At 46.5% G+C, this 13,250-nt stretch carries 18 protein-coding genes; 4 read left to right on the top strand and 14 right to left on the bottom strand.

Annotated elements, in window-relative coordinates; translation table 11 throughout:
• The first annotated feature begins 106 nt into the window (after positions 1-106).
• From AC3FZD_RS19475 to AC3FZD_RS19465, 3 genes are all read left to right on the top strand, one after another.
• Entirely contained in the window at positions 107-2,035 is a 1,929-nt protein-coding gene (locus AC3FZD_RS19475) for a carbamoyltransferase family protein (protein WP_488737604.1), read from the top strand.
• Between the two features lie 210 nt (positions 2,036-2,245).
• Complete coding sequence (locus AC3FZD_RS19470; RefSeq protein WP_488737603.1) at positions 2,246-2,650, top strand: SxtJ family membrane protein; 405 nt, start codon at positions 2,246-2,248, stop codon at positions 2,648-2,650.
• A 35-nt stretch (positions 2,651-2,685) separates the two neighbouring features.
• The gene (locus AC3FZD_RS19465; RefSeq protein ID WP_271942356.1) at positions 2,686-2,835 is read left to right on the top strand and encodes a DUF5989 family protein; all 150 of its coding nucleotides are present in this window, start codon (positions 2,686-2,688) and stop codon (positions 2,833-2,835) included.
• Positions 2,836-2,988: 153 nt separating this feature from the next.
• Here the strand turns inward: AC3FZD_RS19465 and proC are convergent, their stop codons facing one another.
• The 14 genes from proC to AC3FZD_RS19395 all read right to left on the bottom strand — a co-directional run bounded on the left by proC (position 2,989) and on the right by AC3FZD_RS19395 (position 11,908).
• The gene (gene proC / locus AC3FZD_RS19460) at positions 2,989-3,792 is read right to left on the bottom strand and encodes a pyrroline-5-carboxylate reductase (RefSeq protein ID WP_488740395.1); all 804 of its coding nucleotides are present in this window, start codon (positions 3,790-3,792) and stop codon (positions 2,989-2,991) included.
• Positions 3,793-3,911: 119 nt separating this feature from the next.
• A complete protein-coding gene (locus tag AC3FZD_RS19455; protein WP_488737602.1) occupies positions 3,912-4,499 on the bottom strand; it encodes a cell division protein SepF in 588 nt (195 codons plus the stop codon).
• Between the two features lie 40 nt (positions 4,500-4,539).
• Positions 4,540-4,770, bottom strand: coding sequence for a hypothetical protein (locus tag AC3FZD_RS19450; RefSeq protein ID WP_488737601.1), 231 nt, complete (start codon positions 4,768-4,770; stop codon positions 4,540-4,542).
• A 68-nt stretch (positions 4,771-4,838) separates the two neighbouring features.
• Complete coding sequence (locus AC3FZD_RS19445; RefSeq protein WP_488737600.1) at positions 4,839-5,519, bottom strand: YggS family pyridoxal phosphate-dependent enzyme; 681 nt, start codon at positions 5,517-5,519, stop codon at positions 4,839-4,841.
• Positions 5,516-5,785 (bottom strand): transcriptional coactivator PipX, encoded by a 270-nt coding sequence (gene pipX, locus AC3FZD_RS19440; RefSeq protein ID WP_488737599.1) that lies wholly within the window; start codon positions 5,783-5,785, stop codon positions 5,516-5,518. The genes AC3FZD_RS19445 and pipX overlap by 4 nt, the downstream gene beginning before the upstream one ends.
• 357 nt (positions 5,786-6,142) lie before the next feature.
• Positions 6,143-7,033 carry an energy-coupling factor transporter transmembrane component T family protein gene (locus tag AC3FZD_RS19435; RefSeq protein ID WP_488737598.1) on the bottom strand — a complete coding sequence of 297 codons (891 nt, stop codon included), beginning with the start codon at positions 7,031-7,033 and terminating at the stop codon, positions 6,143-6,145.
• Positions 7,034-7,083: 50 nt separating this feature from the next.
• Positions 7,084-7,815, bottom strand: coding sequence for a GNAT family N-acetyltransferase (locus tag AC3FZD_RS19430; RefSeq protein WP_488737597.1), 732 nt, complete (start codon positions 7,813-7,815; stop codon positions 7,084-7,086).
• Between the two features lie 92 nt (positions 7,816-7,907).
• Positions 7,908-8,726, bottom strand: coding sequence for a sulfotransferase (locus AC3FZD_RS19425; protein ID WP_488737596.1), 819 nt, complete (start codon positions 8,724-8,726; stop codon positions 7,908-7,910).
• 18 nt (positions 8,727-8,744) lie between these two features.
• Entirely contained in the window at positions 8,745-9,182 is a 438-nt protein-coding gene (locus AC3FZD_RS19420; protein ID WP_488737595.1) for a DUF29 domain-containing protein, read from the bottom strand.
• 18 nt (positions 9,183-9,200) lie between these two features.
• Positions 9,201-9,521 carry a hypothetical protein gene (locus AC3FZD_RS19415; RefSeq protein WP_488737594.1) on the bottom strand — a complete coding sequence of 107 codons (321 nt, stop codon included), beginning with the start codon at positions 9,519-9,521 and terminating at the stop codon, positions 9,201-9,203.
• Positions 9,514-9,741: a papain fold toxin domain-containing protein gene (locus tag AC3FZD_RS19410; RefSeq protein WP_488737593.1), complete on the bottom strand. Its 228-nt coding sequence runs from the start codon at positions 9,739-9,741 to the stop codon at positions 9,514-9,516. Before AC3FZD_RS19410 ends, AC3FZD_RS19415 begins: the two co-directional genes overlap by 8 nt.
• A 46-nt stretch (positions 9,742-9,787) precedes the next feature.
• Positions 9,788-11,149, bottom strand: coding sequence for a ribosome biogenesis GTPase Der (gene der / locus AC3FZD_RS19405; protein ID WP_488737592.1), 1,362 nt, complete (start codon positions 11,147-11,149; stop codon positions 9,788-9,790).
• A gap of 328 nt (positions 11,150-11,477) precedes the next feature.
• Positions 11,478-11,675 (bottom strand): DUF2283 domain-containing protein, encoded by a 198-nt coding sequence (locus AC3FZD_RS19400; protein WP_488737591.1) that lies wholly within the window; start codon positions 11,673-11,675, stop codon positions 11,478-11,480.
• A complete protein-coding gene (locus AC3FZD_RS19395; protein ID WP_488737590.1) occupies positions 11,672-11,908 on the bottom strand; it encodes a hypothetical protein in 237 nt (78 codons plus the stop codon). Before AC3FZD_RS19395 ends, AC3FZD_RS19400 begins: the two co-directional genes overlap by 4 nt.
• Positions 11,909-11,983: 75 nt before the next feature.
• Between AC3FZD_RS19395 and AC3FZD_RS19390 the strand changes: the two genes are divergently transcribed.
• The gene (locus tag AC3FZD_RS19390) at positions 11,984-13,201 is read left to right on the top strand and encodes a NupC/NupG family nucleoside CNT transporter (protein WP_488737589.1); all 1,218 of its coding nucleotides are present in this window, start codon (positions 11,984-11,986) and stop codon (positions 13,199-13,201) included.
• Positions 13,202-13,250 lie beyond the last annotated feature (49 nt).

Genomic DNA, 13,250 nt, shown 5'->3' with positions numbered 1-13,250 from the left:
ACAGCGAACATAGTGTCTATAGAGTAAACCCTAAGTTACAATCTCTATTCATGATCCCAAAAAAATCCCAAAATTGGCTTAAATTAACTGGCGTAGGGGTGAACTAATGAAGATCCTAGGAATTTCAGCGTTTTATCATGATAGCGCGGCGGCGATTATCTGCGATGGCGAGATCGTTGCCGCAGCGCAGGAAGAGCGATTTTCACGCAAGAAGCACGATCCCAGGTTTCCGAAACATGCGATCGCCTATTGCCTGGAAACCGCCCAAACCACGATCCCTGACCTAGATCATATCGTCTTCTACGACAAACCCCTACTCAAATTTGAGCGGCTCCTAGAAACCTACCTCAGCTATGCCCCCAGAGGGTTTCGCTCATTCCTAGCCGCCATGCCCGTCTGGTTAAAAGAAAAGCTCTATCTGAAAACCCTACTCAGAACCGAACTCTCAGAACTGGGACAATGCAAGAAAACCGAGCTGCCCAAACTGATGTTCACCGAGCATCACCAGTCCCATGCTGCCTCTGCCTTCTTCCCCAGTCCCTTTGAACGAGCTGCCGTCCTCTGTCTGGATGGAGTCGGCGAATGGGCCACCACCACCGCTTGGCTCGGCGAAGGAAATCAGCTCATTCCCCAATGGCAAATCGACTTTCCCCACTCCTTGGGCTTACTCTATTCTGCCTTCACCTACTACACCGGCTTCAAGGTCAACTCTGGGGAATACAAACTCATGGGACTCGCCCCCTATGGGGAACCCAAATATATTGACACCATCCTCAGCAACCTGATTGATGTCAAAGAGGATGGTACATTTCGGTTAAACATGGATTACTTCAACTATGCCACCGGTCTAACCATGACCAATAGCAAGTTTGATGACCTGTTTGGCGGCCCTCCCCGGAAACCGGAAACCCCCATCAGTCAGCGCGAAATGGATATCGCCAGTTCCATTCAGTGGGTGACCGAAGATGTGGTTCTCCGTCTGGCAAATACGGTGAAAACAGAACTGCAAGTTGAAAACCTCTGTTTAGCGGGTGGGGTTGCCCTCAACTGCGTGGCCAATGGTCGGATTTTACGCGAATCTGGCTTTAAGGAAGTTTGGGTACAACCGGCTGCGGGCGATGCCGGTGGAGCATTAGGCGCTGCCCTCTCTGCTTGGTACGAGTATCACAGTATGCCCCGCACCGTGAAACCGGAGAAAGCACCGGTGATGGTCAGCAGTGCCAAGGAAACAGCCACGGCAACCGTGGGAACTCTGAGCCAAGAAAAAATAGCCACGACTGCACAAGACCAAATGCGCGGGTCATACTTGGGGCCAAAATTCTCTGATGCTGAAATTCTCGACTATCTGGACTTGGTGAAAGCCTCCTATGTGCGCCTTGATGATGCTGAACTGATGCCCCGGTTGGCCCAAATTTTGGCCGATGAGCATGTGGTGGGATGGTTCCAAGGGCGGATGGAATTCGGCCCCCGTGCATTGGGCGGACGCTCCATTATTGGCGATCCCAGGTCGCCGAAAATGCAGTCAGTAATGAACCTGAAAATTAAGTATCGGGAGTCTTTCCGTCCCTTTGCCCCTTCAGTTTTGGCCGAGCGCGTATCGGACTATTTCGAGCAATACAGCCCCAGTCCCTATATGCTGATGGTGGCTCCGGTGAAGGAATCGTTGCGTATTCCCATGACCGAGGAGCAAAAACAACTGTTTGGGATTGAGAAGCTGAATATTCCCCGCTCTGAAATTCCAGCCATTACCCATGTAGACTATTCGGCCCGTATTCAAACGGTTCACCGGGAAACGAACCCCCGCTATCACAGCTTAATCAGTCATTTTGATAAACTCACGGGTTGCGGTCTGATTGTGAATACCTCGTTTAATGTGCGCGGAGAACCGATTGTTTGTACTCCGGAAGATGCGTATCGCTGCTTCATGCGGACTGAAATGGATTATCTGGTTCTGGAAAACTTCTTGCTGGCTAAGACTGACCAACCTGCTTGGGAAAAAGATGAGTCTTGGAAGACGGAGTTTGAGTTGGATTAGGTTTTTGATTCCCCCAAGCTCCCTGAAAAATGGGGGAATGGAGGAATGGGGGAATGGGGAGAATTTGACACCACTTTCCTCGCTATCGAGGTACATTTCGATCGCCCCAACCCCCCTGAAAAATGGGGGCAGAGACAAAAGTCCCCCTTTTTAAGGGGGATTTAGGGGGATCAAAACCCCTGAGAAAATCAACCATAAATATTAATGACTATGCATCCAATCAAAAAACTCAATACAAAAGAACTGCGCCAATTTGGTCTCCTGTTTGGAGTCATGGTGGGTTTGGTTTTCGGGATTATTTGGCCGTTTCTCCTGGGTCATAATAGCGGAATTTGGCCTTGGATTGTGTTGGCGGTGTTCTGGGTTTGGGCGTTAGTTGCGCCGACAACTCTCGACCCGTTTTATCAAGGTTTTGCTCGCTTTGGGTTGGTGATGGGTTGGATTAATACCCGCTTGATTTTGGGGATTATTTTTTATGTCATCATCACGCCGATGGGTTTTTTCCGGACAAAGTTTGGAGGTGACCCCATGCGTCGTGAATGGCGCAAACCGGTTGATACCTATCGGATTCCGTCCCATCCTAGACCGGCGAAGAGTCTAGAATATCCCTTTTAGTTAAGTTTTAAGTTAAACCAATTGGAGTTTTGTATATGGAATTTTTTGAAGATCTTTGGGCTTTCTTAGGGGAGCGGAAAAAGTATTGGTTGTTGCCGTTGATTATTAGTTTGGTGATGGTGGGTGCTTTGATTATCCTTAGCCAAGCTTCTGTAATTGCGCCGTTTATTTATACTTTGTTCTAGGGGCTTGGTAAGCTTAAGGCGTTCCAATTAATGGGTTAAGAGAGGCGGGCAAGATGCTCGCACTCTTTACTCTTGATCCTGAGATTTCAGGCAGCGAGCAAGATGCTCGCACTCCTGGAATCTCTTGTGGGAGCGTCCCGCTCCCTATGATGATTAATTCCCTCGTCCTAACTCTTGGGATCGCTCGTAGGCGGCTAAAACTGCCTCGATTAAGGCCGATCGCAGGCCGCCTAATTCGAGTTGCCGGACTCCGGCGATCGTGGTTCCTCCGGGACTGGTGACCCGATCTTTGAGTTCTCCGGGATGTAAGCCGGTTTCTTGGATCATCTGGGCTGTCCCCAGAACGGTTTGCAGTGCGAGTTGGGTGGCGATCACCCTCGGTAGTCCGGCAGCCACTCCACCATCCGATAATGCCTCAATGGTCAAAGCCACAAAGGCTGGCCCGGAACCGGAAAGCCCAGTTACAGCATCCATGAGGCTTTCGGGCACTTCTACCACTTCTCCCACGGCGGATAATAGGGTCTTCGCTTGGGCTAACCGATCGGCAGTGGTATGGGAACCGGAGGCGATCGCGCTCATTCCCGCACCTACAGTAGCCGGAGCATTGGGCATGACGCGAATGATACTGCTATTCGGAAAGGCTGCTTCTAGCTTACTAATGGGCACTCCCGCTAAGATCGACACCAGTAAGGGCAATTTTACCCCAGATAACTCCGTAGCAATTTTGGCAAACACTTGGGGTTTAATCGCCAACAGCACCATCTCCGTTGCTTCTGCCACCTCCCGGTTATTGTCCGTCACTTGGACACCATAGCGATCGACCAACTCCTGACGGCGTTCTGACCGGGGTTCACTCACCCGTACCTGATTTCCGCTATACATTTTTTGGGCCAAAATGCGGGATAAAATCGCCTCTGCCATTACCCCGCCGCCAATTATACCCAGTTGCACCATAATTTTTATTCCCTGCTCCCTATTCCCTGTTCCCTTTTAAAAAAGAAAAAGAGTAGGTTTAGGTATGTTGCACGAATGCTTGCCCCCAACCTAACTCATTCATTTCTCTTTGCCTCCAACTCCTAAGCCATTTGAGCCGGGTTATCCGTCCAATTGGGAGAAGGGGAGGATGGAGAACGCACGGGACGGACTTGAGACTGGGAATTTTGACTGCCACCGATTTGAGTTTTCACACTCACACAGCTTGGTGTGAATAAGAAAATACTTTCACCAATTCGTTCTTGGTGACCATCAATGGCGTAGGTTCCTCCAGCGACAAAATCTACCGCCCGTTGGGCTTGATCGGGGTCCATCATCGTTAAATTCAAGACCACTGATTTTCTTTCCCGCAAAGCTTGGATTGCTTGGGGCATTTCTTCAAATGAGCGGGGTTCCATAACCACCACTTCGGACATAGCATTGGCTGCTCCAGGCATCCCAATTACATTGTTCATTGGCGCTGCTGCTCCTGGTGTTTGTGGATCGATACCCATTTCTGGGCGTTCCCGCAACCGTCTTCTGGGTTGAGGTACTTCCTCTATCTCCGGTTGGGGATTGTCTTCTTTGTAGATGTTCTGATACTCTTGAGCATCTAATTCATCATCATACCCGTAATCATATACAGGCTCATTCAGACCTACAAAGTCTCTGAGTTTGGAAAATAAATTCATCGTTGATAGAACCTCCTTAGCCTGGTACTGAGATCTTCAATTACCCACCATGCAGTCTAGCAAGAAAGCTTCCATTTTCTTGCATCAATTGTAAATTGATGACTCCAGGGAGCTGTTTTACACAGCATTCGGGGACTTTTCCGCCGCCTTGGCGATCGCAGGGGGAGCGCTCTCCAGAGTCGAGGGGATTGCCCATTTTAGCCAATCTCAGGCTCCTTACGTCTGGAGTCTGAGCAACTATAGGGCGCTCAAGTTTTAAGGGGCTGTTCATGAAGATGAGGGAATACTGACAATGGGTTTTAAACCGGCGAATCACTATTTTGCCGATCTTGATATCTTTTAGGGATGTCGTTGCCCAAAGAGGGTAGTTCCCAGACGGATCAGGGTTGCTCCTGCTTGGATCGCCAGGGGATAATCTGCTGACATGCCCATGGATAGGTGGCGCATTTGAAGATTTGACCAATCTTGTTGTTTAATTTTATCAGCTAATTTTGCGGTTTGTCGGAAAATCTCCAAAGTCTCCTCTGGATTTAATCCCAAGGGCGGAATACACATTAGGCCTTGAATATCCAAGCGATCGCAGCGATCCAGAATGGGTAAGTCATTGAGCAATTCGGGGACATCCCAGCCAAATTTTTGCGGATCGGGGGCTATTTTAACTTGCAGACAGATTTTCGGTTTCGTTTCTAAGCCTTGGGCTAACTCATTGAGCTGTTCGGCTAATTTTAGGGAATCCACCGAATGAATCCAGGCAAAACTGGCGATCGCCTTTTTGGCCTTGTTACTTTGTAAATGGCCGATGAAGTGCCAGGTAATATCCGTTAAGTCCTTGAGTTCTTCTTGCTTGTCGAGACTCTCTGGGATTCGACTTTCTGCAAAATCCCGAATTCCTGCGCTGTAAGCTTCCCGAATCTTTTCACTCTCGACTGTTTTACTCACAGCGATCAAACGCACCCGATCTGGAATCCTTGAGCGAATGCGATCGATCCGATCAGCTATGGAGTTCTGTAAATCACTCATTGGAACGTTCGCTTATGAACCACCATTAATTCATCATAAAGGGAAAGTTTACCTTCGCGCCGCAGCGATCGCAGACGATTTTCTAACATAATCCGAGCTTCCCCTCTTGTTACGGACTCAAATTTGAGTCCCTCTGGGCTGATAATCACAACAAAAAACAATCGTTGGGCATATAACGTAGTGAAGAGTTCTTTACGATCTTCAAGCACACAAACCCTAAACAACAAACCAAATGTAGGATGACTCAGATAAGTTTCGCCAGACATTCACATTAACACTGGGGTGAAAAAATTGGGGATAACTGCTCAAACTGTTCGCCTTGAACAAAAGGGTAGGAATTTTCTGGCATCGTGGGGACAGGATTAAGATTGAGAACCCAGACTTGACTAAGTTTATGACCCTCTAAACCTGTTCCACTTCAGCCAATCCTGCCCTTGCGAACCATTCAAGATTCCCTGGGCTAGTAAATACCTATAGAGTTTGATGGATCTTCAAATTCTATAGTCTATTCTCATGAGCAAGTCTACCTTACTCTACCAAAAGATGGTCACTTGTGTAGATGTTTTTCGCAACTCAATCTCAAAGCCATCAATTAAGCTTTTATTGAGATTTCTACCGCCACCTTAGCTCATTTGCCCCCAGATCAGACGAGCTAACCATAGCGCCCCTAAACTGAACAGAGCGACTCCATCACAGAGCTGCCACTGAAACTGATACCATTCTACCTTATGCTCATTGGGTTGGGTAAACCCTCGCACATCCATGGCGCTAGAAATTTGAGCGGCTCTCAGCAGCAAGTTTTCTAGCAGTCGCTCCACCACCAGTAACCAAACTTGTGACGATCGCTTTAAGCCCAACTTCTTCCAATTAATGGCGCGGGTATTAATGGAGCGAATTAAATTTTGCACCTCTTCCAGCACTAAGGCAATAAACCGCAAGGAGAGGGTCAAAGTGAGAGTGATTTCTGTTACTGGAACTCCCCACCGTTTCAGGGGAGACATCCAGTTATCTAGAGCTGCTGTCACCTCTTCGGGGGCAGTCGTGAGCAGGAAAAGACCCGTACTATAAATAACGGTAAAAATCAAACTGCCTAAGCGTAATCCCAGATCTAGGGATAACCGAGTGATGGTTAATTGGCTAAATCCGAGGTTCAGGGTAAGTAGGGTATAGCGATAGGATGTCGGTTGTAATAAGGAGTCTTCTACAGCAGGTAACCGGGGTTGATGGACAACGGTTAACCCATCGGGTGCAACAATGGTAATGAGGACGATCAGACTTCCGAGCATCAATAACCATCCCAGTTGTTGTTTCAGCACCCGCAAGGGGATAGATGTGGTGAGGGTAATCAAGATCAGGCAACCCACCAGGATCAGACGAAAGGGGGTATTAGCCAGGACTGGGATCGCCAGAAAACTGAGTAACCCGATCAGTTTGACTCTGGGATCGAGTTGATGTAACCAGGTTGTAGGATTTTCGAGATAGAGACCAATGGGGAGCGATCGCAGTAAATCCATGTTGACATAGAGTAGGGAGTAGGGTGCATAACCTAACTTATCCTACAACTTTATACTTTCAATGTTCCTGATTTAACGAAAAAAGAGGAATTTTGTTTAGAAGCAGCGCTTGAAAGTTCGGGGATTTTGGATAAATCCGGTGGAGGAAGAGGAGCAGTTATAGGTTGAGTAATATCGCGGCCGATTAAGCGTTTGGATAGGCAAGCTATTCGAGGATTTGCACGCATTTGAGCTTCAACTATCCCAAAAATATGCATATCCACATACTCTTGACTGACGGGATCATATAAGTGTTCTTTCATGATTCCTTCGAGGACAAATCCTCCAGAAACTAAGCAGGTATGAGCAACCTGATTATATCCATAGCTATAAGCATAAAATCGATGTAAATGGTAGGCATTAAAAATCAAATCTCCCATTAATAAACAGGCTTCTACACCATGACTAACAGAGCGATGTTGCTGGTCAAAGATCCCGATTAATAATTCTGCTTTTCGATGTAAAGGGGTATAGTCAGCCGCCGCAATAATGCCGATCGCCCCATAGGTCTTGTGAATGAGCAAACATTCCAGATAACCGGTTTGGGCAGGACTACCATGAGATCGCCGAATCAGCTTTTCTCGCACCTGCTCCACCGTTTCTGCGCGATCGTTCAGGCGAAATAAGCGCATAAAATCATAGCGCGAGTACATTTTTTCAAACAGCAAAGGCGCATCATCGGGTATCGTTCTTCTCAAGGTTAGAGACCGGCCTTGGTGTATAATCAGAGAATTAAGATCCATAATCATTTTTCTGGGTAGGGGCGGGTTCACCAAGAACTTCGATGCATAACGACAATTTAGGTAAACCCGCCCTCCATAATATTAATAAACTGTTATAACAAACCCGGATAAAATAAACGATAAAACCAACTGAAATTTTGTTGAATCGTCACTTCAAACCGGTTGGGCAGAGGATAGCGAACCAGAGGGCGATCGCCATCATAAGCTTCTTCACCATACTGACTGAATGAAGCGGGAGACCTCGGTAACAGAGCAGAACTGCTTAAATCAGCCGTAATAGGGGTAAGATCTAGCCATTTGAGTAACTCCGTCAACACCTCTTGAGGATCGCTCATTAAATGCTCGTACACCACATAAAAGAGCCGTTGTTGCAACGTTTCTTCTAAGTCTTGCACTTGCTCCAAGGTATTCAGGAAAGAACCCATCCGACTCGAAGCAGAAAAAAGTTCTTTGGCTCGTTCAGTCCGTGAGAGATCGGCGATTTTTTCTGGAAAATCTAACAACAGAGTCTTCTGATGCTGGCGTTCAATGGTGGCATACACTTGTCCTAATTCCCGCACACAGACCACCATTTTACAATTAGGATCGAGTAAATAGATTAAGTCTAAATGTTGCAGCCATTGGGGATGAAAATCAACGATCCAAGGCTCAGACACCTGGGAGTACCAACCCTGGATAAAGCCTTGGATACCGTGGTGCGATCGCCCCATTGTCCCCTGAAAATCCTGGCTTAACAAGTCCTTAACATGGGAATGAGTAGAAATAAATGACCGGAAATTCACCAGCAAATCGCACAGGGGAGAAGCGCTCAAGTCGCTATACACCTCTGGATGCTGATTCAACAGTTGGCTCAAAAACCCACCTCCAGAGCAAGGGAGTCCAGTCAGATAGAGAAAACGGAGGTTAGTCATAATCCAAGAACAATTGTTTTAGGGTAGCCAATTTTCATCCAAAGCCTCCTCTAACGTAAACTCAGGAGAATCGGGAATCAGTCCTTCATCCAACTCGCTCGCTGTCAGAAAGAGCTTTCTTCCATTTCGATACTGCTTAACAAAATTCTCCTCTAAAAATAGTTTCAGACTTGGACTACTGTCCAATTCTTCTGCAATTTCAATCCGAAAATTGGTGAGTTCCGTATTCCAGCCTCGTAAGCATCGTTCTCGCTTTGCATCCCAATACTGAATCTTGAGCAGATGTTCGCACAGTCGCATTAAATAGCTAGAAATGGCTCGTTTCTCCCGTTTCCCCAAACTTTCTAACTCCTCAATCAAATGTTCGAGATCGACGGCTTCCATATCATTACATTGCAACTGAGCCACCGTTGTCTCTAGCCAAAGGTAATAATCTTTTTCATATAAAAATGACATATGATTATTAATGCCTAACTAAGCAGCTTGTTGATTGTCTTGGGCAATGAATTCATCCAGCAGTGCAAAGAATTTATGAAATCCAGCCTTTTCATCATGGCAAGATAACATAATTAGCTTCGCCCAACTGGCAGTGCTGCGAACTCCAAATTTTTCCTGAAGCCAAGGTTGAAAATTTTGATAAAAATACTCTTCTGAGGGTTCTAATTCTATTCCCATTTGCGATCGCGCAAATTCATAACCCACTAAAAACATAAAGAGATCGCTGACTGAAGGCCGACCGAGATACATCCCTGGAGCCTCTTTTATTTTGGTTAATGTATGAAATAAATTAGCCATCGTCATCTCCTAAACGTTCTAATTCATCGATCGAGAATTGGCCACTCGGACACATAAAATCGGCAATCCACTCTTGTCTTGGCAAGCCATATTCAGACAAGTTATCAAAAACCAATCCTAACACCTCTACTCCATAGTGCGTACCATTCTCAGTAATGGACTCATTCATACTGTAGCGACGACTAATAATAAACATTTCACTTCGGCGTTTGGTTTGCAATCTACTGTATCGAGAAACCGGGTTTCTTCAAGAAACCCGGTTTCTATTAAACCCGAATAGCGCGGTTGGCTCCTGTTGCTTCGAGTTCGCGAGCTTTTTTCCCTCGCCAAAAGAGGCGAATGGGTGTACCCGTAAACCCTAATTGTTGGCGGATTTGTTTCTCAATATAGCGACGGTAATTTTCTCCTAACCGTTTGGGGTCATTAACAAAAATACTAAAACTTGGGGGTTGGGTGCTAACTTGCGTACCATAGTAAATTTTGCCCTGTTTCCCTTGGCGGCTGGTGGGGGGAGTGTGCCAACTGATGGCTTCTTGTAGCACTTCGTTAACGACCGCAGTGGAGACGCGACGCTGATGTTCGCTGACAGCATTATCGACTAACTGGAGAATTTTGGGAACCCGTTGACCGGTGAGAGCGCTTACGAAGATCATTTCTGACCAGTCGATGAAGTAGAGGCGATCGCGTACTTGTTGTTCGTAGTCTAAAATGGTATAGCTGTCTTTTTCTACCTGATCCCATTTATTGACCACAATTACGCAAGCGCGGCCCTCTTCAGCAATGCGATCGGCTAATTTTTGGTCTTGTTCGGTGACTCCATCGATCGCATCAATCACCAACAACACCACATCCGATCGCCGAATGGCTTTAAAAGCGCGATTAATGCCGAAAAATTCGGGCCCGTATTCCACATTTTTCTTCTTACGAATTCCGGCAGTATCGATCAACCGGTAGGTTTTACCCTCCTGTTCAACTACGGTATCAATCGCATCCCTAGTCGTTCCGGAAATGGGGCTAACAATCGCCCTTTTTTCCCCTAGAAAAGCATTAAGTAAACTGGATTTGCCCACATTAGGACGACCTACAATAGCGATTTTAGTTTCTGTAGATTCTTCCCAGTTTTCAACCACGGGTAAGTGAGGAATGAGCGCATCAAGTAAATCCCCCGTTCCATTGCCATGAATGCCGGAAATGGCATAGGGTTCGCCTAAGCCTAATTCCCAAAATTGGGCGGCTTGAATCAGTCCCTGGTCTGGAGATTCGCATTTATTCACCGCTAAAACTACGGGAATAGATTGTTGATGTAACCATTGGGCAATTTCCACATCTCCTGGAGTGGGGCCCATTTGACCATCGACGAGGAAAATGGCAGCGTTTGATTCAGCTAATGCGAGTAGGGCTTGTTCCCGAATTAGGGGCAAAAATTCGGTATCATCATGGAAGAGCAGGCCACCGGTATCGACGACTTGAAATTCGCGATCGCGCCAATAGCAGTGACGATAGGTGCGATCGCGGGTAATTCCCGGTTCATCAAACACAATCGATTCTTGCTTTTTGGCTAACCGATTGACTAGAGTAGATTTACCGACATTGGGACGGCCAATAATGGCAACGATAGGCAATTTCATAGGGACGTTCTTAGGGTTTAGAAATATGTTTATAGATTTCAGCCAAGCATTCTATTATAGATCATTTAGATTAATTAATTCGTAGGGGCGGGTTATACCCATATCTAGGACACGAACAAATCAATCCGGTAAACCCGCCCTCGCCAACGGTAAAATCTAAACTAATTGCGATCCCATCAATGATACGCAGGTGAGCCAGAATACCGTGAATGCGGCGATCGATGAGTAGTAAAGCGTAAATTGTAACTAAACAACGCAATGGATGGGGAGAGGATAACCAATTTTAATTTTTTTATTTTAGTCTTGCAGTGCGATCGCCTCCCTAATTCTAAGCCGCAATTCCTTCCGCAACCAGATGGGTAATATCTGTTCTTTCGCTGGCATGTTCTAAGGTGATCGCGCAAATATTGCCCTGCTCATCAAATTCCAACAAAGTTGCCTCATCAAGCTCTTGAGTATCGACAATTTTAGAGGTTTTGAATTCTAGATATAGGGTATCTGTATCTTTGAAGTATTGAATTTTCACGGCTTGAACCTCCGATCGAAAAATGCATTATGAACTGTTTCTTCATCAGCTAATAAAACGACGCGCAGGTATCTGTCTCCCGCTTCTGTAATTTTTGCCCATCGCCTAACTCTACCATCGGATTGAACCTGAGTCCGTTCAGGGTTCTCCATAACATAGAGAATCCACTCATCCTTGATGAATGAACGGTCTGGACGCTGCCTCACCGAGTCAAAGTATTGAGTGGTTTTCATGGAATGAGACTTTACCCTTCGGAATGACTTATCATAACTGATTATTCGGATTTGATATAAATAGGCTCTTCCATAATGGAACGTATTATTTCTCTACTGGGACTCGGTTTTTTCGTCGCCTTTGCCTATGGCATCTCCGTTAACCGTGGGGCGGTGCGTTGGCGAGTAGTAGCTATGGGACTGGGTTTACAGTTTATTTTGGCTCTGTTGATCTTAAAGGTTCCGTTTGGCTTGGCTCTGTTTCGCTTTTTAGGCGATCGCATCCAGACCTTTTTAGAATTCTCGGATGTGGGATCTGAGTTTGTGTTTTCATCCCAATTGGTGAACAACGAGACCTATATTTTTGCCTTTCGGGTGTTGCCAACGGTGATTTTCTTTTCGGCGTTTATTAGTGTGCTTTACTACTATGGAATTTTACCGCGCATGGTACAGGCGATCGCTCTTTTCATGCAATATACCCTGAAAACGTCGGGTTCAGAAACCCTGACGGCAGCCGCGAATATTTTTGTCGGTTCGACAGAAGCACCGTTGCTGATTAAACCCTATGTCTCGACTACTACGATGTCTGAACTTCATGCCATCATGACCAGTGGATTTGCTACGGTGGCAGGAGGGGTTTTAGTTGCCTATATTTCTTTTGGCATTGCTCCAGAACATCTGATTACTGCATCGGTGATGTCTGCTCCCGCAGCACTGGTCATCTCGAAGCTGATGTATCCAGAAACAGAGCATTCCCCAACGATGGGAACGGTGTCTATTGAGATCGAGAAAACCTCTGTTAATGCCATTGATGCTCTCTCTACTGGTGCTTCGGAGGGAATGAAATTGGCACTCAATATTGCGGCGATGCTGATTGCCTTTTTGGGTGTGTTGGCGTTTATTAATGCTCTCTTGGCTTGGATGGGGGGATTTGTGGGCTTGCCGACGTTATCCCTAGAGGGGATTTTTGGCGTAATCTTTGCTCCTGTGGCTTGGTTGATGGGCGTTCCTTGGGCTGATTGTTTGGTGGTGGGGGAACTGCTGGGGAAAAAGACGATCCTGACTGAATTTATCGCTTATGTGGATTTGAGTGAGTTGATTCGCAATCAAGAGGTTTCGGAGCGCACTGCGGCGATCGCCACTTATGCTCTCTGTGGGTTTTCTAATCTGGGGGCGATCGGTATTCAGTTGGGAGGCATTGGGGCGATCGCACCCTCTCGACAATCCGATCTCGCCCAGTTGGGCTTGCGAGCTATGATTGGGGGATTTCTCGCCTGTTGTATGACCGCTTGTATTGCCGGTGTTTTACTCTAAGTTATTATCCATTCTTTCTTTAAAATAGTCTAAGGTCTAACCGGAGGCG

The organism is Roseofilum sp. KMC-1, from assembly GCF_057802075.1.
Note: the sequence above shows the minus strand (reverse complement) of the source record. Positions and strands in the feature narration are given on the sequence as shown.